18 protein-coding genes are annotated in these 21793 nt (G+C 71.8%); all 18 read left to right on the forward strand.

Annotated features, from left to right (window positions below; translation table 11 throughout):
- The first annotated feature begins 165 nt into the window (after nucleotides 1-165).
- Nucleotides 166-597 (forward strand): division/cell wall cluster transcriptional repressor MraZ, encoded by a 432-nt coding sequence (gene mraZ, locus AB0J58_RS31290; protein ID WP_364222534.1) that lies wholly within the window; start codon nucleotides 166-168, stop codon nucleotides 595-597.
- 226 nt (nucleotides 598-823) lie between these two features.
- Nucleotides 824-1816, forward strand: a complete 993-nt coding sequence (gene rsmH / locus AB0J58_RS31295) for a 16S rRNA (cytosine(1402)-N(4))-methyltransferase RsmH (protein WP_343979468.1) — start codon at nucleotides 824-826, stop codon at nucleotides 1814-1816.
- 76 nt (nucleotides 1817-1892) lie between these two features.
- A complete protein-coding gene (locus AB0J58_RS31300; RefSeq protein ID WP_364222501.1) occupies nucleotides 1893-2324 on the forward strand; it encodes a hypothetical protein in 432 nt (143 codons plus the stop codon).
- A gap of 1067 nt (nucleotides 2325-3391) precedes the next feature.
- On the forward strand, nucleotides 3392-5173 hold the full coding sequence (locus AB0J58_RS31305; protein ID WP_364222504.1) for a penicillin-binding protein 2: 1782 nt from the start codon (nucleotides 3392-3394) through the stop codon (nucleotides 5171-5173).
- Nucleotides 5174-5213: 40 nt separating this feature from the next.
- Nucleotides 5214-6758, forward strand: coding sequence for a UDP-N-acetylmuramoyl-L-alanyl-D-glutamate--2,6-diaminopimelate ligase (locus AB0J58_RS31310; protein WP_343982938.1), 1545 nt, complete (start codon nucleotides 5214-5216; stop codon nucleotides 6756-6758).
- Nucleotides 6759-6770: 12 nt separating this feature from the next.
- Complete coding sequence (gene murF, locus AB0J58_RS31315) at nucleotides 6771-8309, forward strand: UDP-N-acetylmuramoyl-tripeptide--D-alanyl-D-alanine ligase (RefSeq protein ID WP_364222507.1); 1539 nt, start codon at nucleotides 6771-6773, stop codon at nucleotides 8307-8309.
- Nucleotides 8306-9364, forward strand: a complete 1059-nt coding sequence (gene mraY / locus AB0J58_RS31320) for a phospho-N-acetylmuramoyl-pentapeptide-transferase (RefSeq protein ID WP_343980755.1) — start codon at nucleotides 8306-8308, stop codon at nucleotides 9362-9364. Before murF ends, mraY begins: the two co-directional genes overlap by 4 nt.
- Nucleotides 9346-10767: a UDP-N-acetylmuramoyl-L-alanine--D-glutamate ligase gene (gene murD / locus AB0J58_RS31325; protein ID WP_364222510.1), complete on the forward strand. Its 1422-nt coding sequence runs from the start codon at nucleotides 9346-9348 to the stop codon at nucleotides 10765-10767. Before mraY ends, murD begins: the two co-directional genes overlap by 19 nt.
- A complete protein-coding gene (gene ftsW / locus AB0J58_RS31330; protein WP_343980749.1) occupies nucleotides 10764-12044 on the forward strand; it encodes a putative lipid II flippase FtsW in 1281 nt (426 codons plus the stop codon). The genes murD and ftsW overlap by 4 nt, the downstream gene beginning before the upstream one ends.
- A 14-nt stretch (nucleotides 12045-12058) precedes the next feature.
- Nucleotides 12059-13147, forward strand: a complete 1089-nt coding sequence (gene murG / locus AB0J58_RS31335; protein ID WP_364222513.1) for an undecaprenyldiphospho-muramoylpentapeptide beta-N-acetylglucosaminyltransferase — start codon at nucleotides 12059-12061, stop codon at nucleotides 13145-13147.
- Between the two features lie 116 nt (nucleotides 13148-13263).
- Nucleotides 13264-14670, forward strand: a complete 1407-nt coding sequence (gene murC / locus AB0J58_RS31340; RefSeq protein WP_364222516.1) for a UDP-N-acetylmuramate--L-alanine ligase — start codon at nucleotides 13264-13266, stop codon at nucleotides 14668-14670.
- 34 nt (nucleotides 14671-14704) lie between these two features.
- Nucleotides 14705-15379 (forward strand): FtsQ-type POTRA domain-containing protein, encoded by a 675-nt coding sequence (locus AB0J58_RS31345; protein WP_364222519.1) that lies wholly within the window; start codon nucleotides 14705-14707, stop codon nucleotides 15377-15379.
- 225 nt (nucleotides 15380-15604) lie between these two features.
- A complete protein-coding gene (gene ftsZ / locus AB0J58_RS31350) occupies nucleotides 15605-16975 on the forward strand; it encodes a cell division protein FtsZ (RefSeq protein ID WP_343980740.1) in 1371 nt (456 codons plus the stop codon).
- A gap of 91 nt (nucleotides 16976-17066) precedes the next feature.
- Nucleotides 17067-17771 (forward strand): YggS family pyridoxal phosphate-dependent enzyme, encoded by a 705-nt coding sequence (locus tag AB0J58_RS31355; RefSeq protein WP_364222522.1) that lies wholly within the window; start codon nucleotides 17067-17069, stop codon nucleotides 17769-17771.
- Nucleotides 17772-17890: 119 nt separating this feature from the next.
- Nucleotides 17891-18394, forward strand: a complete 504-nt coding sequence (gene sepF, locus AB0J58_RS31360; protein WP_343980733.1) for a cell division protein SepF — start codon at nucleotides 17891-17893, stop codon at nucleotides 18392-18394.
- 82 nt (nucleotides 18395-18476) lie between these two features.
- Nucleotides 18477-18764 (forward strand): YggT family protein, encoded by a 288-nt coding sequence (locus AB0J58_RS31365; protein ID WP_030909817.1) that lies wholly within the window; start codon nucleotides 18477-18479, stop codon nucleotides 18762-18764.
- A 49-nt stretch (nucleotides 18765-18813) separates the two neighbouring features.
- Entirely contained in the window at nucleotides 18814-19671 is an 858-nt protein-coding gene (locus AB0J58_RS31370; RefSeq protein ID WP_343980728.1) for a DivIVA domain-containing protein, read from the forward strand.
- A gap of 43 nt (nucleotides 19672-19714) precedes the next feature.
- Nucleotides 19715-21556: a hypothetical protein gene (locus AB0J58_RS31375; RefSeq protein WP_364222525.1), complete on the forward strand. Its 1842-nt coding sequence runs from the start codon at nucleotides 19715-19717 to the stop codon at nucleotides 21554-21556.
- Nucleotides 21557-21793 lie beyond the last annotated feature (237 nt).

The raw sequence follows: 21793 nt of genomic DNA on the forward strand, positions 1-21793 counted from the left end.
CCCTCCACTCCGCACCACCCCATTTGAACTGGGGAAATGTCGGCGAAACCTGCCGTGAAGAGGCGCGGAATCAGTTGACGGTGGAGAGAAGTGGAGTATGGTGGTGCGCAGTGGAGGGCAAGGCCGCGACGCCTGGTTCTCCGCTGGGCACGGGAGGTGGAGCCGATGTTCCTCGGCACTCACCACCTGCGTCTCGATGAGAAGGGACGGCTGTTCCTGCCGGCGAAGTACCGTGAGGAGCTGGCGGAGGGTCTGGTGATCACCAAAGGCCAGGAGCGTTGCCTCTACGTCTTTCCCGTAGAGGAGTTCCAGCGCATAACCGAGGCTCTGCGCAACGCGCCGGTGACCGCCAAGGCGGTCCGTGACTACAGCCGTGTCCTTTTCGCCGGCGCATCCGACGAGGTCGCCGACAAACAGGGGCGGATCACCGTTCCGCAGGCTCTGCGCGAATACGCCGGCCTGCGCCGTGACTGCGCGGTCATCGGAGCCAACACCCGGCTGGAGATCTGGGACGAACACGCCTGGAGCGCCTATCTGGCCGACCAAGAGCAGGCTTTCGCCGATCTGTCGGAGGAGGTGCTGCCAGGGATTTTGTGACTCCACGGTCGACTCATCGGTAAAACGTCGTTCGGCGAGGTCTCCACCCGCAACCACCTGCCCGTCAGCTGATGCACCTTCCCCGGTGTCAGGTGACGGACGGATACGCGGGTGCGGATGGGGACCTGGCCGGACGGCCCCGGGGGTGGGGGCCAGTTTCAAGACACCGGTGAGCGTCCGCCGCGCGTCCGTGGGACGGGGCGGGAAATAAGGAGGGTTGCGCTTCATGCGCGCCGAAAACCACAGCCATGATCTCCAGGCGCCGGGGGGACACGTCCCCGTCATGCTCGACCGGGTGCTGGAGTTGCTCGCTCCGGCGCTGGCCCGCCCCGCCCCCGTGCTCGTCGACGCCAACCTCGGGCTCGGCGGCCATGCCGAGGCGCTGCTCGCCGCGCACCCCTCGCTCCATCTGATCGGGATCGACCGCGACCCCACCGCCATCGAGCGCTCCACGGCCAGGCTCGCGCCGTACTCGGACCGGATCACGCTGGTACGCGCGGTCTCCGACGAGCTCTCCGAGGTGCTGGCCGACGCCGGCCATCCCCGGGTCGACGCCGCCCTGTTCGACCTGGGGGTCTCCTCCCCGCAGCTGGACGAGGCCGAGCGCGGTTTCGCCTACTCCTACGACGCGCCGCTGGACATGCGGATGGACCGTGACGAGGAGCTCACGGCCGAGATCGTGGTCAACACCTACCCGGCCGCCGAACTGATCCGGATCCTGCGGGATTACGGAGAAGAACGATTCGCCCCGCGTGTCGCGCACCTAATCCTCAAGGAAAGGGCCAGGGAGGCCATAACGTCTACCAAGCGGCTTGCGGAGATCGTCCGGACGGCGATCCCCGCCGCTACCCGCAGGACCGGGGGCAACCCCGCTAAAAGGACTTTTCAGGCGTTGCGGATCGAGGTGAACGCGGAGTTGACGGCGCTGGAACGCGCGCTCCCAGCCGCGCTCGACGCATTGACGCTGGGCGGGCGCGTCGTCGTGCTCGCGTACCACTCCCTCGAGGACCGGCTGACAAAGCAGGTCATCACCGCGCGGACCAGGGACACCGGCCCTGTTGGCCTCCCTGTCCCGCTGCCGGCTCACCAGCCGCGGTTCGCGCTCCTGACGAGGGGAGCCGAGCTTCCGAGCGAAGAGGAGGTGGCCCGCAACCCGCGGGCGGCCTCTGCCCGGTGTCGGGCGGCAGAGAGGATCCGTGAGGCAGTTGACGAGGAGTGAGACAGACGTCCGACGTGCCGCGCCCGGTCGTGCCGCGCCCGGTCGCGGCGCGCGTCCCGTACGCGTCCCCCGTGCGATGCCGCAGGGGCGCCGCGGCGGCCCGGCCAGGCCCGTGCCCGTCTCCGGTCCGGCCGCCCCGGCTCAGGCGGCCCCCGCGGCCCGTCGCGCGCGGGCGCCGAGGGCTCCCTTCGTGCTGCTCGTGGTCGGGCTGCTCTGCGGCGGCCTGGTCAGTCTGCTGCTGCTGAACGCCGTGCTCGCCCAGGACTCCTTCAGGGCCAACGGACTGCGCAATGAGATCAATGGCCTGCGCATCGCGAAGGAGGGGAAGAAGAGCGCCATCATGGGGCTGGAGATGCCCGCCGCGGTCGCGAAGAACAACGAGTACCAGGGGCTTGGGCCCGACTGGGACACCGCGCGTGTCATCACCCCCGACAAACCCGCCAGCAGGGCCGCCAGTGACGGTCGGACGCCCGCAGGGCAGGAGCGAGTGCCGGGCACGGGCCAGTGAGAGAGAGCGGCGGACGGGGGCCCGGACAGGGTCGCGGCGGCTCCTCGGGTGGATCGGCGGGAAGCTCCGGCCGCCGGTCTCCCGGCGGCCCCGGCCGTACGGGCAGATCCGGCGGAGCCTCGGACGCCTCCGGCAGGCCGGGTTCCGAGGGCGCCGGGCCCTCGGGTGCTCCCGGCGTCCCCGACGGCCCCGGCGGGCCCGCCTCTTCGGGCAGGCCCCCGGCGTCCGGCAGATCCGGTCCGTCGAGATCGTCTGGTTCCTCTGGTTCCGGCCGTGCGGGTTCCGCCGGCCGGGCGCAGGGCGCCGACGGGCCGGGCAGGCCCGGTTCCTCGGGCAGGTCGTCCGGTTCCGGTCGCGCGGGCTCTTCGGGCAGACCGTCCACCACGGGCTCCGGCAGGGCGGGTTCTCCGTCCAGGGGACGGGGAGAGGAGAAGGCGTCCGGTACCGCCAGGGGGCGATCCTCCACCGAAGGCCCGGGTAAGGGCCAGGGGACGGGGCGGACCGGCAGGTCGGGCTCCGCCGCGAGGCCGTCCGCTTCGGGCGGCTCCGGCCGGGCGTCCACCTCAGGCGGTTCAGGCAGGACGGGCTCGCCCGGCCGGCCGGCGGCCTCGGAGGGCACCGGCAGACCTGGCAGATCCGACAAACCTGATAAATCCGACAGATCCGCCAAGCCCGCCAGGTCCGGCCCCCCGGCGAGGCCGCCGGCCGCGGGCACGTCCGGCGGCTCCGGCTCTCCGGGTCGGCAGGGTTCCACCGGCAGACAGGGTTCCACCGGCAGGCAGGGGGCCGGCGCGAGGCCGCCCGTCCCCGACCCGCCCGGCCGGGCGGGCGCACGTCCGGGCAGGGGTGCCTCCGGGGCTCCGGACGTCCCCTCGATACTCCGGACCACGAGCGGCTCCGGCAGGCCCGGTGGCCCCTCGGCGCCGCGCAGGCCCACCGGTTCCGAGACCGCGCGCGGACCAGCGCGGTCCGCACGACCCCAGGAGTCACCGGGCCCGCAGGGCCGGGCGCGGCCCGCGCCAGGACGCGGAACCGAGCGGCCGCAGGAGCAGGAGCACACACGCGCGATGGGACGCGGCGGCGGCAGGCCGCCGCGGCCTCCGGCGCGCCCGTCCGCGGTGCTGCGCCTGGGCAACCCCCGCAGGCGTATCGGCATCGGCCTGATGGCGATGACCTTCGTGCTGTCCATCTTCGCGGGGCGGCTCATCCAGCTTCAGGGCCTCGACTCGAAGGTCTACACCGCCGAGGCGGCCAAGCAGCGCGTACAGGGTGAGAAGCTGCCCGCGAGAAGGGGCTCGATCACCGACGTCAACGGACACGAGCTCGCGCTGACCCTGGAGGCGCGCGAGATCTTCGTCGACCCCTCGCAGGTCGTCGCCGCGCAGCGAGACCGGGTGGCCACGGCCCTGGCCAAGGAGCTGAACGAGCCCAAGGATCCGATCGCCGCCAAGCTGGCCGACGGCACCAGCCACTACGAGCAGATCGCCGCCGCCGTCGATCCCGCGCTCGCCCAGCGGATCATGGCGTACGAGTTCAAAGGCGTCGGCAGCAAGCACCGCTACCGGCGTGACTACCCGGGCGGCGACCTGGCGGGCAGCCTGCTGGGTTTCGTCGGCACCGACGGCACGGGACTGGCCGGGCTGGAGAACACCTACGACAAGCTGCTCGCGGGCCGAGACGGCGAGCAGATCATCGAGACGGGCGCCAGGGGGCAGCGCATCCCGATGACCCGCAGCACCCTGCGGGCGCCCATCGAGGGCAGGGACGTGCGGCTGACCATCGACCGCGACGTCCAGTGGGCCGCGCAGAAGGCGATCGGCGAGCAGGTCAAGGCCACCGGGTCGCGCACCGGCAGCGCCATCGTGATGGACGTGCAGACCGGTCAGGTGATCGCCATGGCGAACGCGCCGGAGCTCGACCTGAAGAACTGGAAGGACTCCCCGGTGGAGGACCGGGGCAACCGGTCGGTCACGGACGTGTTCGAGCCGGGCAGCACCAACAAGGTCATCACCGCCGCGGCGGCACTGGAGTCGGGGGCCGTGCGGCCGGACACCCTGTTCACCGTCCCCGACCAGATCAGGTGTGCCGACCGGGTGCTGAAGGACTCCCACCCACACGCCGTCGAGCGCCTGACCTTCTCGGGCGTCGTGGCGACCTCCAGCAATGTGGGCACGATCCTGGCCACCCAGAGGATCGGCGACGAGAAGCTCCACTCGATGCTCCAGCGCTTCGGTTTCGGCGCGAGGCCCGGCACCGGGCTGCCGGGGGAGGAGGCGGGGCTGCTGCCCGACTGGAAGGACTGGTCGGGCAGCCAGCGCTGCACGATCGCCTACGGCCAGGGCATCTCGGTGACCGCGCTCCAGACGGCGAGCGTCTACCAGACCATCGCCAACGGCGGGGTGCGCGTCACCCCGCAGATCGTGGCCGGCACGACCGGCGAGAACGGCGCGTTCACGCCGTCCGCGCCGGGTAAGCGGACCCGGGTGGTCAGTGAGCGTACGGCGCGGGAGATCGCCGCCATGCTGGAGGCCGCGGTGAGCGAGGAGGGCACCGGCAACCTCGCTGCGATCGACGGCTACCGGGTGGCGGGCAAGACGGGCACCGCGATGCGCTACGACACCAGCTGCCAGGGCTACTGCGGATACACCGCGACGTTCGTTGGCTTCGCTCCGGTGGACAAGCCCCGCCTGGTCGTCCTGGCGGTGCTCCAGGACCCCCAGCAGGGCCACTACGGTGGGGAGATCGCCGCCCCGGTCTTCAAGCAGCTGATGACGTTCGCGTTGAAGAGCGGAAAGATTCCCCCGACCGGAACCCGGCCCTCCCCGGTGCGGATACGCGCAGGGAGGTGACGAGTGAAGGTACGCTCTCGCCGTGCATCCCCCGTCGTCCATGCGACCCTCAACCAGTTCACCCCGTCCGCTCTCCGGGCTGGCGAGCCTCATCGGCGCGCCCTCGGGCACGTCACGAGCGCCGCTGGCCGCGGTGTCCGGGATCACCATCGACTCGCGCCAGGTGTGTCGTGGAGATCTCTACGTCGCGCTGCCGGGAGCCACCGCCCACGGGGCCGACTTCTCCGCGCAGGCCCTCGCCGCGGGTGCCGCCGCGATCCTGACCGATGAGGCGGGCAGGCAGGCCGCGGTCGCGACCGGCCTGCCCGTCCTCGTCGTGCCCAACCCACGCCGCCTGCTGGGGCAGGTCTCCGCCTGGGTGTACGGCAATCCCGCGGCGGACGTGATGGTCATCGGCGTCACCGGCACCAGTGGCAAGTCCACCACCACCTTCCTGCTGGAGGCCGGACTGCGGGCCGCGGGACACCGGCCGGGGCTGATCGGGGGCGTGGAGATCCACGTCGGTGAGCTGCGTTTCGCGCCGAAGCTCACCACGCCGGAGGCCAGCGACCTGCAGGGCCTGTTCGCCCTGATGCGTGAGCGGGGCGTCACCGCCGCGGCCATGGAGGTCTCCAGCCACGCGCTGGCGCTGGGCCGGGTCGACGAGGTGTTCTACGACGTGGCGCTGTTCACCAACCTGTCGCAGGACCACCTCGACTTCCACCGGGATCTCGACGACTACTTCGCGACGAAGGCCCGGCTGTTCACCCCCGAGATGAGCAGGGTGGGCGTCGTCAACATCGACGACGCCCACGGGCGGGAGCTCCTCGGCACCGCGAAGATCCCGATGACCACCTTCTCCGCCGAGGGCGCCGTGGAGGCCGACTGGCGGGCCGTGGACGTGCGGCTGGGGCCCGAGGGCAGCACCTTCAAGATCGTGGGCCCCGGCGGCGTCGAGGAGGCCGCGACGATCGCCCTGCCCGGTCCGTTCAACGTGGCCAACGCCCTGGGCGCCGTCGTCGCGCTGGTGGAGGCCGGTGTGCCGCTGCGAACCGCGGTGGCGGGCCTGGGTACGCTGGCAGGGGTTCCGGGCCGGATGGAGCGGGTTCCCGGCGGGGAGGACTTCCAGGCCATCGTCGACTACTCGCACAAGCCCGGTGCGGTCGAGTCCGTCCTGTGCTCGCTGCGCGAGGTCACCACGGGCAGGCTCATCGTGGTCCTCGGCTGCGGGGGCGATCGTGACCGTGGTAAACGCCCAATGATGGGAGAAGCCGCCGCAAGGCTGGCAGATGTGGCTATTCTCACCAGCGACAACCCCCGCTCCGAGGATCCCCTGCGGATCCTCGCGGAGATGATGGACGGAGTTCTCGGTGTGTCCCAGGACGGACGCGCACATGTGATCATTGAGCCTGATCGTGCCGCGGCCATCGACCTGGCCATCGGCCGGGCGGGTTTCGGCGACGTCGTCGTCGTGGCCGGCAAGGGTCACGAGCAGGGCCAGTACATCGGCGACCAGGTGCTTCCTTTCGATGACAGGCAGGTCGTGGCCGACGCGATCGTCAGGCGCCGGAACCGCACCGGGCGCCGAAGCACGTATGGAGAGTAGGGAAGACGCATCATGATCCCGTTGCCGCTGGCCAGAATCGCCGAGATCACCTCGGGGGCCCTCGCGGGCATGGCCGACCCACGCGCGGTGGTGCGCGGCCCGGTCGTCATCGACTCCCGCGCCGTCGAACCGGGGTCGCTGTTCGTCGCGATCAAGGGTGAACGGGTCGACGGGCACGACTTCGCCGCCCAGGCCGTCGAGGCCGGGGCGGTCGCCGTGCTGGCCTCCCGGCCGGTCGACGTCCCCGCCGTCATCGTCGGCGACACCGTGGCGGCCATGACCGGCCTGGCCACCGCCGTCTGCGCCGAACTGCCGGCCACCACGGTCATCGGCATCACCGGCTCGGCGGGCAAGACCACCACCAAGGACCTGCTGGCCAGGCTCACCGCCAGGATCGGTCCAACGGTCGCCCCCGTCGGGTCGTTCAACAACGAGATCGGCCACCCGCTGACCGTGCTGAAGGCCGATGAGAACACCCGCTACCTGGTGCTGGAGCTCAGCGCACGCGACGTCGGGCACATCGCCCACCTGGCCCGTATCGCCCCGCCGAGGATCGGCGTGGTCCTCAACGTCGGCACCGCCCACCTGGGCGTGTTCGGCGGCAAGGAGGAGATCGCCAGGGCCAAGGGCGAACTGGTCGAGGCGCTGCCCGCCGACGGCGTGGCCGTGCTCAACCTCGACGACCCGCTGGTGGCCGCCATGGCCGGGCGCACCGGCGCCCGCGTCACCTGGTACGGCCGGAGCGAGGACGCCGACGTACGGGCCGAGAACGTGACCGTCGACGAGCGGGGGCGCGCCTCCTTCACACTGCGCACCCCGTCCGGCGCCGCCCCGGTCGCCCTCCGCCTGTACGGTGAGCACGCGGTGGAGAACGCGCTGGCGGCCGCGGCGGCCGCCTACGAGCTCGGCCTGCCGGTCGCCACCATCGCCGAGGAGCTGTCGGAGGCCGAGCCCCGCAGCCGCTGGCGGATGGAGGTCACCGACCGCGAGGACGGGGTGACCGTGATCAACGACGCCTACAACGCCAACCCCGACTCCATGCGCGCCGCCTTCGGCGCCCTGGACGCGCTCGCGGGCGGTCGCCGCCGCTTCGCGGTCATCGCCGCCCTGCGCGAGCTGGGCGAGGAGGGGCCCGCGCTCAACGAGGAACTGGGCCGGCTGGCCGGGGGCGCGGGTCTGGCCGCTCTGTTCGTCGTCGGCCCCGACGCCGACCCGATCCTGGCCGGGGCGGAGGCCGCCGTACGGGAGGCGGCGAGCCGCGTGCCCGCGGCGCACGCGGAGGCCCCGCGCGAGGTGGACGGCCCGCCGGGGGCGGGAGAGCCGCCGGGCACCGGTCCGGCGGCACGTCTCTCGCCCGTCACCTCCTTCGGCGACGCCCCGGAAACCGGGATCCAGGGCGCCACCCGGGTCTCGCACGCCGCCGACGCGGCACAGGCGGGCGCGGAGCTGTCGGCACTGCTGGCCCCCGGTGACGTCGTGCTCGTCAAGGGACCGCGCGCCGCGGGTCTTGAGCGGGTGGCCGCGGCGCTGCTCGGAGGTGATCGCCGATGAGGGAGATCCTCGTCGCGGCGGCGATCAGCCTGCTGCTGTCCATGCTGGGCACGCCGCTGGCGATCCGCCTGTTCTCCCGGCGCGGCTACGGGCAGAGCATCAGGGAGGAGGGACCCTCCGGCCACCACGACAAACGCGGCACCCCCACCATGGGCGGCACCGTGATCGTGATCGCCGCGCTGGTCGGCTTCGCCTGCGCCCACCTCTACAGCTTCACACCGCCCACGGTCTCCGCGGTCCTGGTGCTGTTCCTGATGACGGGCCTGGGCGCGGTCGGCTTCCTGGACGACTTCATCAAGATCTACAAGCAGCGCAGCCTGGGCCTGCGCAGCGGTGCCAAGGCGCTGGGCCAGCTCATCGTCGGCGCGGTCTTCGCGATCCTGGTGACCCGTTTCCCCAACGCCTACCTGATCACCCCGGCCGAGACGCGCCTGTCGTTCCTGAGGGACTTCGGCCCCTCCATCGGGCTCATCGGGTTCATCATCTGGGTGCTGATCATGATCGTGGGCTTCTCCAACGCGGTGAACCTCACCGACGGTCTCGACGGCCTGGCCAGCGGTGCCACCGGCGTGGTGCTGGCCTCGTACGTGCTGATCGGCAACTGGCAGCTGCGCAACAGCTGCACCACCCAGCTCGGGCCCAACTGCTACTGGGTCCGCGACCCGCTGGACCTGGCCGTGGTCGCCGCGGCGGTGCTCGGCGCGCTGGTCGGCTTCCTGTGGTGGAACGCCCCGCCGGCGAAGATCTTCATGGGTGACACCGGCTCGCTGGCCCTGGGCGGCGTGCTCGCCGGACTGGCCATCACCACCAGGACCCAGCTCCTGCTGATCATCCTCGCCGGGATGTGCGTGCTCATCACCATGTCGGTGATCATCCAGGTCGGCTCCTTCAAGATGACCGGTAAACGGGTCTTCAGGATGGCCCCGCTCCAGCACCACTTCGAGCTGAAGGGCTGGGCCGAGACCACCATCGTGGTCCGCTTCTGGCTGATCGCCGCCCTGTGCGCGGCCGCCGGGCTGGGGATCTTCTACGTGGAATGGATGCCCAGGCTGTGAGTGGGAAAGGCCATGTGATCTGCGTCGCCGGACTGGGGGTCTCGGGCACGGCCGTGGCCCGCACGATGGCCGCGAGGGGCGAGAAGGTGGTCGTCCTGGAGGGCAGGGACGACGAGCGGGCCAGGGCGCTCGCGGGCGAGCTCGCCGAGCTCGGTGTCGAGGTCCGCTTCGGTGAGTCCGCGGAGCCCCCGGCGGGCACCTCGCTGATCGTCACCACGGGCTGGCCGCCGCACCACCCGCTGCTCGCCGCCGCCGCGGCGGCGGGGATCGAGGTGATCGGCGAGGTCGAGCTGGCCTGGCGGCTCCGCCCGGGCGGAGCCGCTCCCTGGCTGGCGCTGACCGGCACCAACGGCAAGACCACCGTGGTCCGGATGCTCACCTCGATGCTCCTGGCCGCCGGGCATCGGGCGCTCGCCGTCGGCAACGTCGGCACCCCGGTGGTGGAGGCGGTCGCCGGAGCCGGCGACGTGCTGGCGGTGGAGCTGTCCAGCTTCCAGCTGCACCGCTCGCCCAGCATCGCCCCGTACGCGGCCGCGGTGCTCAACGTGGCTCCGGACCACCTCGACTGGCACGGCTCCATGGAGGAGTACGCCCGGGTCAAGGGGGAGATCTTCGCCAGGGCCGGGACCGTCGTGTACAACGCCGACGACGAGTGGGCGACCCGTCTCGCCGCGCCGTACGAGAGCGCGGCGGCACGCAGCGTGGGCTTCACCCTCGGCGTGCCCGCTCCGGGCCAGCTCGGCGTGGTCGAGGACCTGCTGGTGGACCGGGCGTTCGTGGCCGACCCCGCGAGTAACGCGGAGGAGCTCGCCTCGTTCGACGACGTCCGCCCGTTCGCGCCGCACAACGTGGCCAACGCGCTCGCCGCCGCGGCGCTGGCCAGGGCCTACGGGGTGAGCGCCGCCGCGGTGCGCGAGGGCCTGCTGGCCTTCGTGCCCGACCCCCACCGGATCGCGCACGTGGCCAGGGTTGCCGAGGTCGACTACGTGGACGATTCCAAGGCCACCAACCCGCACGCCGCCGCCGCCTCGCTGGCCGCCTACCCGTCGATCGTCTGGGTGGCGGGCGGGCTGCTCAAGGGCGCGGACGTCGGCGAGCTGGTACGCCGCGCCGCGCCCCGCCTGCGCGGCGCGGTCCTGCTGGGCGCCGACCGCGAACGAATTCGCGAGGCTCTGGCGCGACACGCCGGGAATGTTCCGGTGGTGGAGGTGGCCGGGCAAGACACTGGGGTCATGGACCGTGTCGTCACCGAAGCAGCCAGGCTCGCCACCCCCGGAGACACCGTGCTGCTGGCCCCGGCCGGCGCCTCCTGGGACATGTTCTCCGGTTATCCCGCCCGGGGGGAGGCGTTCGCCCGAGCCGTGCACCGTCTCGCCGCAGGGCACGACGGGGGACGGGCGTGAGCGCGACGGCGCAGGAGGGCGCCCCCCGGGGCCAGGACGGCTTCCGCGAGCACCTGCTCGCCTTCCGCGAGCTGCTCAACCGGCCGTTGACCTCGTACTACCTGATCCTGGGGTGCAGCGCCCTGCTACTGGTGCTCGGCCTGATGATGGTGCTGTCGGCGTCCAGCATTGAGGCGCTGCAGGAGATGGGCGATCCCTTCTACTGGTTCTTCAAGCAGTCGATCTCGGCCGCGATCGGTCTCCCGCTGATGTGGGTCTGCGCCCAGCTGCCCCCCCGGTTCTTCAGGCTCGCCGGCTACCCGCTGATGGCGCTGTCGATCCTCGGGCTGGTGCTGGTGCTGTTCGTCGGCACCTCCCAGCTCGGCGCCCAGCGCTGGATCGACCTCGGACCCATCTACCTGCAGCCGTCCGAGCCCGCCAAGCTCGGGCTGATCCTCTGGGGTGCCGACCTGCTGGCCCGCAGGGCGCGCAACGGCCTGATCGAATGGCGCAGCCTGTTCATCCCGCTGATGCCGGGCACCGCCATCCTGGCCGTCATGGTCATGCTGGGAAGCGACCTCGGCACCACGCTGGTGCTGATGATGATCTTCCTGTCGCTGCTCTGGGTGGTGGGCGCGCCGCTGAGGCTGTTCGGCGGGATCCTCGCGGTGGCGGTGCTCGCGACCATCGTCATGATCAGCACCGAGGGCTACCGCTCGGACCGGATCACGGGCTGGCTCGACCCGTGGGGCAACGCCCAGGGGTCCGGCTTCCAGGCCGTGCAGGGACAGATCGCGATGGGCAGCGGCGGCTGGTTCGGGCTGGGCCTGGGATCCAGCAGGCAGAAGTGGAGCTGGATCCCGCACGCGGAGAGCGACTTCATCTTCTCCATCCTCGGTGAGGAGCTCGGGCTGATGGGCACGCTCGTCGTGGTGGCCCTGTTCGGGCTGCTGGGCTACGCGGGGCTGCGGGTGGCCACCCGGGTGAAGGACCCGTTCGTCCGGCTCGCCTCCGCCGCCGCGGTCGCCTGGATCGCCGGTCAGGCGATCGTCAACATCGGCGCCGTCATCGGTGTGCTGCCCATCACCGGTATCCCGTTGCCGCTGGTCTCCTACGGTGGGTCGGCCCTGCTGCCCACCCTGGCCACCCTCGGCATGCTCCTGTCGTTCGCCAAGCACGAGCCCGGCGCCCGCGAGGCTCTCGCGGCCCATGGCCCCGGACCGGTGGCGCGGGGCCTAAGCTGGCTTGGCCTGGGTGGTCCGGCCAGGAAACGACGGCCGGGCCGTGGAAGACGATAAGCGAAAGGACCGACATGAGGGTGGTCCTCGCCGGCGGCGGGACGGCTGGTCATATCGAACCGGCGCTGGCTCTGGCCGACGCGCTGCGCCAACTCGACCCCAACATCGGGATCACCTGCCTCGGCACGGAGCGAGGTCTGGAGACCAGGCTGGTCCCGGCCAGGGGGTATGAACTGCAACTGGTGCCCGCGGTGCCGCTGCCCCGGACACTGACGCCCCAGTTGCTGAGCGTGCCGGGCCGCCTGGCGGGCGCCATCAACGCGGCCGCCGCCGTCATGGACCGGGTCCAGGCCGACGTCCTGGTCGGCTTCGGCGGCTACGTGGCGACCCCCGCCTACCTGGCGGCGCGGCGGCGCGGCGTGCCGATCGTGGTCCACGAGGCCAACCCGCGCCCCGGCCTGGCCAACCGGCTGGGCGCGCGCCTCACCGACCACGTGTTCACCGGCCACCCGGACACGCCGCTGAACCAGGCCGAGTACATCGGCATCCCGCTGCGCCGTGAGATCGTCAACCTCGACCGGCTGTCCATGGGCGACAAGGCCAGGGCCTGGTTCGGCCTGGAGGCCGACCTGCCCACGCTGCTGGTCACCGGCGGCTCCCAGGGGGCCCGCTCGCTCAACCAGGCGGCCCTGGCCGCCGCCCCCGCGCTGCGCCGGGCCGGAGTACAGGTGCTGCACGTCATCGGCCCGAAGAACACGCTGGAGGAGGAACCGCCGCCCGGCGACCCGCAGTACGTCGTACTGCAGTACGTCGACCGGATGGACCTGGCCTACGCCGCCGCCGACTTCGCCCTGTGCCGCAGCGGTGCGATGACCTGCGCCGAGCTGACGGCGGTGGGCCTGCCGGCCGCGTACATCCCGCTGCCGCACGGCAACGGCGAGCAGCGGCTCAACGCCACGCCGATCGTGCGGGGCGGCGGTGGCCTGATGATCGATGACGCCGAGTTGTCAGCGGAGTGGATCATTCAGAACGTGCTGCCCCTCCTGTCCGACCCCGAACGCGTGGTCACCATGTCCGAGGCGGCGTCTCGGATGGGCAGGAAGGACGCCGACGTGACACTGGCGCGCAGGGTGCTGCAGATCGCGGTGCGGGGGAGAGGCTGAGTGGGCGCGGAGCGGATCCGACGCGGTGAGCGCGGGGCTGCCCGTGCCCATCTCCGGCGAGAGGGCCGGGCGGGACGAGAGCGTCCGTGCGGCGAACGAGGAGGGGTGAGCGGCCGATGAGCCTGGTCAAGCTGGTGGATCCGGTTGCGGCCGGAGACCTGGGACGGGTCCACTTCATCGGGATCGGCGGTTCTGGGATGTCCGGAATCGCGCGCATCCTAGTCAAACGGGGCGTGCAGGTCTCCGGCAGCGACGCGCGGGGGTCGGACATCGCGGCCGAGCTGCGGGAGCTGGGGGCCAGGGTGCACATCGGCCACGCCGCCTCGCACATCAAGCAGGTCGACACGGTCGTGGTCTCCACCGCGATCCGCGACTCCAACCCCGAGCTGGGTGAGGCGCTCCGCCAGGGCCTGCGGGTCATCCCCAGGGCCGCCGCGCTCGCCTCCGTCATGGCGGGCAGGACCGGCGTCGCGCTGGCCGGCACCCACGGCAAGACCACCACGACCTCGATGCTCACCGTGGCGCTGCAGAAGTGCGGCGCCGACCCCTCGTATTGTGTGGGCGGGCAGCTGGTGACGACGGGGCTGGGCGCCGACGAGGGCTCGGGCGAGGTGTTCGTCGCCGAGGCCGACGAGAGCGACGGCTCCTTCCTCATGCTGGCCCCCGACATCGCCGTGGTGACCAACGTCGAGCCGGACCATCTGGACAACTACGGTGATCCGCGCGCGGTTCACGATAGCTTCGCCCGGTTCGTGGAGCGCGTCGCCGGCACCATGGTCATCTGCGCCGACGATCCCGGCTCCGCCGCGCTGGTCCCGATCGCCCGCGCCCGCGGCCTGAAGGTGATCACGTACGGTGAGGCGGAGGACGCCGACCTGCGGGTGGGCGAGGTCTCTCCCGAGGGGCTGGGCATCACCTTCACGGTCCACGGGCACGGGGAGGTCAGGCTCGCGGTCCCGGGCCGTCACAACGCGCTCAACGCGGCCGCGGTCATCGCGGTGGCGGGGGAGCTGGGCGTCTCCTTCGGTGAGATCCGTGACGGTCTGGCGGCCTTCACCGGTGCCAAGCGCCGTTTCGAGGCCAAGGGTGAGGCGGGCGGGGTGGCGGTCTTCGACAGCTACGCCCACCACCCGACCGAGCTGGCCGCCGACCTGCGCGCGGCGCGGGACGTGGTGGCGTCCTTCTCGGGAGACGGCAGGGTCATCGCGGTCTTCCAGCCGCACCTGTACTCGCGCACCAGGTTCTTCGCCGACGAGTTCGGCATCGCGCTCGGGCTGGCCGACGAGGCCGTCGTCCTGGACGTCTACGGCGCCCGCGAGGATCCCGAGCCCGGCGTGTCGGGGGCGCTGGTGGCGGACAAGGTGCCGCTGCCCGCGGAGCGGGTGGCCTACGCCCCCCAGCGGGACGGCGTGCCCGCCCTGGTCGCGAGCCTGGCCAGGCCGGGGGACATCGTCCTGACCATGGGCGCGGGCGACGTGACCGAGCTGGGTCCCAGGATCGTGGCGGAGCTGGCCGCGCGGTGACCCATGCCAGCGGGCGCGGGTCGCCGGAGGGGGAGTGGCATTGAACGGCGTGTGGCGGTCGGCCTTCCTGGCCCTGCTCACCGCGGGGGTGGTGGGCATCGCCGCGTGGCTGGTGTTCTTCTCCCCGGTGCTCGGGGTCCGGGAGATCCAGGTGGTGGGCAACGCGGGCCTGTCCACCGAGGAGATCCGGCGGGCGGCACAGGTGGCCGGCGGCAAGCCCCTCGCCACGGTCGACCTGGCCGAGGTGGAGGACCGGATCGGCAGGATCACCCAGATCGAGTCGGTGACGGTCAGCCGCGCCTGGCCGGGGACCCTGCGGGTGAAGGTCGTGGAGCGCAGGCCGGTGGCGGTGGTGCCGGTCGGCGACAGGTCGGCGCTGATGGACCGGCACGGGATGGTCACCGAGGTCAAGGACGTCGCGCCGCCGGCACTGCCGGTGCTGCGGGTGGACCGGCCGGGGCCGGGCGACCCGGCGACCGCGGCGGCGCTCACGGTCATCGCCGCGCTGCCGGAGAATCTGGCCCGCCGGGTCGCGGAGGTGCTCGCACCGTCGGCCGAGACGGTCTCGCTGCGGCTGAAGGACGGCCGCGCGATCGTGTGGGGCGGCGGCGACCGTCCCGCGGACAAGGCGCGGATCCTTGTTACGCTGCTCAGACGTCCGGCCGACACCTATGACGTCAGTTCGCCTGACGTCGTGACGGTTAAGTGATCTCATCGGACGGCGGGCGTTGCCGGAAAAGGACGGCCCGCGACACGCTGGACGTGCTTGCGGCGCGGTTAGTTGACCCGCCAGGAGCGTAACTCCTACTGTCCGTATCACTCCTCAGGTTGACATAAAGCTAAATCTCAACTTGAGGGTGAGGGTTTTGGAAACGACGGCACGGGCCCCGTGCCGCATGAAATTGCAAGTCAACGAGCGGAAAGGCCCCTCGTCGTGGCAGCACCGCAGAACTACCTCGCGGTCATCAAGGTTGTAGGAATCGGCGGAGGCGGAGTCAACGCCGTCAACCGGATGATCGAGGAGGGACTCAAGGGCGTCGAGTTCATCGCCATCAATACCGACGCCCAGGCGCTGCTGATGAGTGACGCCGACGTCAAGCTCGACGTCGGGCGCGAGCTCACTCGCGGCCTCGGCGCGGGAGCCAATCCCGAAGTCGGGCGCAAGGCGGCCGAGGACCACCGTGAGGAGATCGAAGAGGTCCTCAAGGGCGCCGACATGGTTTTCGTCACGGCCGGTGAGGGCGGCGGCACGGGCACCGGAGGCGCCCCGGTGGTGGCCAACATCGCCCGCACCCTGGGCGCGCTGACCATCGGTGTGGTGACCCGGCCCTTCAGCTTCGAGGGGCGGCGCAGGGCGATGCAGGCCGACGCCGGCATCGAGACCCTCCGCGAGGAGGTCGACACCCTGATCGTGATCCCGAACGACCGGCTGCTGTCGATCTCCGACCGGCAGGTGAGCGTGCTGGACGCCTTCAAGGCGGCGGACCAGGTGCTGCTCTCCGGTGTCCAGGGCATCACCGACCTGATCACCACGCCCGGACTGATCAACCTCGACTTCGCCGATGTGAAGTCGGTCATGTCCGGTGCCGGCTCGGCCCTGATGGGCATCGGCCACGCGCGCGGCGACGACCGTTCGGTCGCGGCGGCCGAGATGGCCGTGTCCAGCCCGCTGCTGGAGGCCAGCATCGACGGTGCGCACGGCGTGCTGCTCTCGATCGCCGGCGGCTCCGACCTCGGCCTGTTCGAGATCAACGAGGCGGCCCAGCTCGTCTCCACCGCCGCGGCACCGGACGCCAACATCATCTTCGGTACGGTCATCGACGACGCCCTCGGCGACGAGGTGCGCGTCACCGTGATCGCGGCAGGCTTCGACGAGCCCGCTCCCGAGCCCAAGCAACTCCCGCAGCCGGCGTCCCGCCCGCAGCCCGCCTCGCGTCCCGCCCCGCCCTCGGCTGCCGCCCCGGTCCGCCCGCTGGCGCCCACGGTCAAGGCGGAGCCCCGCCCCGAGCCCCGTCCGGAGCCCAGGGTGGAGCACACGCCGCCCTCGCCGGTGCGGCAGGTCGTCACCCCGCCGGCGGAGCCGACGCCTCCGCCCCAGCAGATCCACCCGGTGCAGCCGGTGGAGCACGCCGAGCCGCACCGCGTGGAGGAGCCGCACTCCCCTCCGCTGTCGATCCCGCGTCCGACCCCCGAGCCCTCGCAGCCGACGCCGATCTCCGCGCGGGTCACCGACCCCGCCCGGCGGCGCCCGGTGATCTTCGAGGAGCAGGAAGAGGAACTGGACGTTCCCGACTTCCTGAAGTGACATCGCTCACGGTGGGGGCGGGTGAAGAGCCCCCCGGCCGTGCCGGGAAGAATGGGCTCCGCCGGTTTGTCAGTGTCCGAGCGGCGGAGATGTGACGGAAACAACACGACGAGATGAGATCGCGGCCGGGCTGGCCCGGGTCGAGGCGGAGATCGCCGAAGCCTGCCGGGCCGCCGGCCGCAGTCGCGAGGAGCTGACGCTCATCGCGGTGAGCAAGACCTACCCCGCCTCCGACGTGCGGCTGCTGGCCGGACTCGGGATCACCGACGTCGGGGAGAACCGCGACCAGGAGGCCTCGGTCAAGGCGCGCGAATGCGCCGACCTCGGCCTGCGGTGGCACTTCGTCGGCCAGTTGCAGACCAACAAGGTCCGCTCGGTGGTCGGCTACGCGGACGTCGTCCACTCGGTCGACCGCCCCCGGCTGGTCACCGCCCTCAGCAGGGAGGCGCTCGGGGCGGGACGCCGGATCACCTGCCTGGTACAGGTCGCGCTCGACGGTGACCCCGCCAGGGGCGGGGTGGTGCCGCAGCAGGCCGAGGCGCTGGCGGACGCCGTCGCCGGAGCGCCGGGGCTTGAGCTGGGCGGGGTGATGGCGGTCGCGCCGCTGGAGGAGGAACCGGGCAGGGCGTTCGCGAGGCTGAGGAAGATCGCGCGGTCCGTCCAGGACGCCCACCCGGGCGCGGGCGTCATCTCGGCGGGGATGAGCGGGGATATGTCCCAGGCCATTGCCAACGGTGCGACACACCTGCGTGTTGGTACGGCGTTGCTCGGTCGCAGGAAGCCCTTCGTCAGGTAATGTCCCTTCAAGTGGACCTTGGCGTCCGCGTACCCGGACAGCGGTCGAACGGTGGTGAGCTCAGGGCGGTCGGGCTGGCCCCTCGGGCACATCGAAGTAAGACGGAGGAAGAAGTAGCGATGGCCGGCGCGATGCGCAAGATGGCGGTCTACCTCGGTCTTGTTGAGGACGACCGCTACGAGAGATACGACAGCTACCCCGACGACGAGTACGAGGAGTTCGACGACACGCGCCGGGAGGGCGACGAGCGCCCTGGCACGGTCCACGACCTGTCGGACGACACCGACCCGGGTGTGCCCGCTCCGCGGCCCACGACGGCCGTCCTGGAGCGCCGTACGACCGATCTGGCGCGCATCACCACCCTTCATCCCCGCACGTACAACGAGGCGCGGACCATCGGCGAGCACTTCCGTGACGGCACCCCGGTCATCATGAATCTGACCGAGATGGTTGACAGTGACGCAAAGCGGCTCGTTGATTTCGCGGCAGGTCTCGTCTTTGGCCTACATGGCAGCATTGAACGTGTTACCAACAAGGTGTTCCTGTTGTCCCCAGCCAATGTCGAGGTGACCGCCGAGGACAAGGCTCGAATCGCGGAACGCGGATTCTTCAACCAGAGCTAGAGTTCCACCATGAACAGTGACCGGCCCGACAGGTCCCGATGGGACGAAGGACGGCAGAGCGGAGTGGAGGCGAGGACGGACCGTGGGGATCGTTAGCGGGATCTTGGTCTTCGTCCTGTCCATCTACCTCGTTCTGCTGATCGGCAGAATGATCTTTGAGACGGTGCAGGCGTTCGCACGTCAGTGGCGCCCCACCGGCATCGTCCTGGTGCTGGCGGAAGCCGTATACACGGTGACCGACCCGCCTCTCAAGTTCCTCCGCCGTTTCATTCCACCACTCCGGTTGGGTACGGTGGCCTTTGACCTAAGCTTCACAGTGCTGTTCATTGTGGTCTTGGTCTTGATCCAACTCGTGTCCGCGCTTCGTTGATCGGGTACCGTCCCCCCGGACAGACTCCAAGCGCGCCAAGGAGACCGAAATGCCGCTGACTCCCGCCGATGTGCGGAACAAGCAATTCAGTACGACCCGCCTTCGGCCGGGTTACGACGAGGAAGAGGTAGATGCCTTCCTCGATGAGGTCGAGTCCGAGTTGGACCGTCTCATTCAGGAGAACGAGGAGCTCCGCGCCAAGCTGGCGGAGTGCCTGCGGGGCAAGGTCCCCGGCGGGATGGGCATGGCCATGGCGCCCGCCCCCATCGCCGAGCCCAAGCCCGAGATGATGATGCAGCAGCCGGAGCCGATGCGCGCTCCCGAGCCGGTGCAGCATCAGCAGCCCGTTCCCGTCGGAATGGGAATGCCTCCGGCCGAGGACAACATGGACACCGCGGCCCGGGTGCTCGCCCTCGCGCAGCAGACCGCGGACCAGGCCATCGCCGACGCCCGCCGGGAGGCGGACGAGACGGTGACCCGGGCGCGCCGCGAGGCCGACGACATCCTCGGCAAGGCACGTCGCCAGGCCGAGCAGGTCATCGGTGACGCACGTGCCCGAGCCGAGACGCTGGAGCGCGACGCGCAGGAGCGGCACCGCCAGGCCATGGGCTCGCTGGTGCAGACCCGCGACGAGCTCGAGCGCAAGGTCGAGGAGCTTCGCAGCTTCGAGCGCGAGTACCGTAGTCGCCTGAAGCTGTATCTGGAGAACCAGCTGGCCGAACTCAACGTGGCTGCCGAGGGCAGCGGCGGGTTCCCGATCGTGAGCGGGCCTCCGGCCATGTCCCACGCGGTGGCCCCGGGTGGTCAGCCGACGCTCCAGGGCGCGCCCAACCCGTTCGGCGGCGACCCGTCGCAGCATTCGGGCGCCTTCCAGGGCGTTGACGGTCCTCACAACGACCGCCGCTAAGGTGTCGGGTCACCCCCTTTGACCCGCATCCGGGAGTCTTTCTGTGATCCTTATCAGCGCCGGTTTGGTACTCACGGCCATCGTCCTGCTCATCGTGGGGATCGTGCTGGCCAAGCCGTTTCTGGTCATGTGGTCGATCGCGGTCAGCGTGCTGTCCGCCGTCTTCCTGGTGATCGGGGCGTTGTTGCGGCGCCACGAGCTGTTCCCCGGCGGGCAGGCCGGGGCCGCTCAGCCCCTTCCCGAGAAGGGACCGATGCCGGCCGGGCCCGTCCCCGTGCCGCACGGTGTGCCGAACCAGCCTCCCGTGCCACCGCACATGATGGCGCAGCACGGGATGCGACAGCAGATGCCCGTGGCCCCTACCCAGCCGCGACGAGGCCCGGTGGCCGGGCCGGCCACCGCCACCGCCGCGAGACGGGGTGCCCTGGACGCCGAGGCGATCGTGCTGGTCATCCCCGGCCGCAAGCGCTATCACGTCGCGGGGTGCCGCCAGCTGGCCGGCAGGGATCATGAGGAACTCACCCACGAGGAGGCTCGTGAGGAGGGCTTCACGCCCTGTACCAGCTGCCTGCCGGAACCCGCCGCCGGAAGCAGGCCGTACCAGGCCCCGCCCGGGGGACGGGAGCCCGCCGAGCCCCTGAGCGCCTCCCCGGAGTCCGGCCCCGCAGGCGGCGCCGGCGAGCCCGGCCCGCACGAGGCCACCGCCAGGTTCACCGCCCCGTACCGTCCCGCACGGCCCGTGGCCCCCGCCGGAGGGCAGCAGGCCCCCGGAGCGCGGCCCGAGCCCCAGCCAAGGCCGGAGCCCGCCCCCAGGCGAGAGAGCGCCGTCTCCCGGCAGGAGCCCCCGCAGGAGCCCGTCGTCCCGGTCGCCCGGCCCTACATTCAGTCCTCCGAGCCGCAGGTACGGCCCCAGGAGCCCGTGAGCCCCCCGCTCCGCGCGGCGGAGTCCCCGACCCCCTCGGTGCCGATCCGGCTGCCGAAGGTCCCCGAGATCCCGCACGCCGACTCCGAGGCCACCAGCTGGTTCAGTCGCGACATGGTCGCCCAGGCGTCCAGGCCGGAGGCCCCGGCGGCTCCGGCCAGGCCCGAGCACGAGCCTGTCAAGCCCGAGACGGCCGAGCCCGCCGGGCCAGGAGCGGCCGTGGGTGGCGCCTCCGCGAGCCGGGGAGAGGCGCCGGAGAGCGCCAAGCCGGAAACCGGCGAGGCCGAGCGCACCGGCTCCGAGGCCGGCGAGCCCGAGCCCACCGTGTCCGAGGTCACGACGTCCGAGGTCACGAGGTCCGAGGTCACGAGGTCCGAGGTCACGACGTCTGAGCCGGCCGCGTCTGAGCCGGCCGCGTCCGGGGCCGCCAAGGCCGGGGCACAGGCGGAGGCCGAGGCCGGGCCTTCGGCGCCCGGGGCCCGCCCGGGGGCCGAGACCGCCGGGCGGGACTCCGCCCCGTCGGAGCCGTCCTCCTCGGGCACGTCCGGGGCCGCCGGCTCAGGCTCCTCCGCGGAGCCTGAGCGGTCCGCGGAACCGGCGCCCCGGGAGGAGCCGGGTGCCGGGCAGGCCACCGACGGCACCACACCTGAGCCGGTGGAGCCGGCCGAGGCCGCACCCGGGCGCGCCGGGCAGGTAGCGGCCGACTCCACCCCGGCGGAGCCCGCGGCCGCCCCCTCTGCCGAGGACCACGACGCCGGCGATGCCCCCGGGGCCGGGAAGCGGCCGGCGGGCGATGGGACCGTCATGGTCATCATCGGCACCCGTCGCTTTCACGACCCCGCCTGCCCTCTGATCAAGGGCGCGGGCGACAGCGGCACCGAGGTCGTCTCCCTGGTCGAGGCCGAGGGGGCCGGCCTGGTCCACTGCTCGATCTGCCTGAGCGACCACCGGGACCAGAGCTGACCCCCGGCGTGACCACCGCCCGCCTGGCGCACCGTTCACCACGAGGAGGCGGGCCGGTGCCCGCGGCTCCCATGCGGTGACGGCCCTCTCCGGATCGCGGCGGGCGCCGGGCACCACCTGAGGCGCCGGGTCCGCCGCGCTCCGGACCCCTGTCGCACCGGCCCCGGTGTGAACCGGAGCGGCGGGGGGGCCCCCGGGGGCCGCGCGGGCCCCGGCCCCCCGCCGCGCCCCCCCCCA

Source organism: Streptosporangium sp. NPDC049644 (genome assembly GCF_040675205.1).
In the GTDB taxonomy this organism is placed as follows: domain Bacteria; phylum Actinomycetota; class Actinomycetes; order Streptosporangiales; family Streptosporangiaceae; genus Streptosporangium; species Streptosporangium fukuiense.

Bases quoted from the DNA above. Each gene is read 5' to 3' on its own strand.
- mraZ (WP_364222534.1), top strand. From the start codon at position 166: ATGTTCCTCGGCACTCACCACCTGCGTCTCGATGAGAAGGGACGGCTG.
- sepF (WP_343980733.1), top strand. From the start codon at position 17,891: ATGGCCGGCGCGATGCGCAAGATGGCGGTCTACCTCGGTCTTGTTGAG.
- murF (WP_364222507.1), top strand. From the start codon at position 6,771: ATGATCCCGTTGCCGCTGGCCAGAATCGCCGAGATCACCTCGGGGGCC.
- murC (WP_364222516.1), top strand. From the start codon at position 13,264: ATGAGCCTGGTCAAGCTGGTGGATCCGGTTGCGGCCGGAGACCTGGGA.
- murD (WP_364222510.1), top strand. From the start codon at position 9,346: ATGGATGCCCAGGCTGTGAGTGGGAAAGGCCATGTGATCTGCGTCGCC.
- AB0J58_RS31300 (WP_364222501.1), top strand. From the start codon at position 1,893: ATGCCGCAGGGGCGCCGCGGCGGCCCGGCCAGGCCCGTGCCCGTCTCC.
- AB0J58_RS31370 (WP_343980728.1), top strand. From the start codon at position 18,814: ATGCCGCTGACTCCCGCCGATGTGCGGAACAAGCAATTCAGTACGACC.
- mraY (WP_343980755.1), top strand. From the start codon at position 8,306: ATGAGGGAGATCCTCGTCGCGGCGGCGATCAGCCTGCTGCTGTCCATG.
- AB0J58_RS31310 (WP_343982938.1), top strand. From the start codon at position 5,214: ATGCGACCCTCAACCAGTTCACCCCGTCCGCTCTCCGGGCTGGCGAGC.
- murG (WP_364222513.1), top strand. From the start codon at position 12,059: ATGAGGGTGGTCCTCGCCGGCGGCGGGACGGCTGGTCATATCGAACCG.
- rsmH (WP_343979468.1), top strand. From the start codon at position 824: ATGCGCGCCGAAAACCACAGCCATGATCTCCAGGCGCCGGGGGGACAC.
- AB0J58_RS31305 (WP_364222504.1), top strand. From the start codon at position 3,392: ATGGGACGCGGCGGCGGCAGGCCGCCGCGGCCTCCGGCGCGCCCGTCC.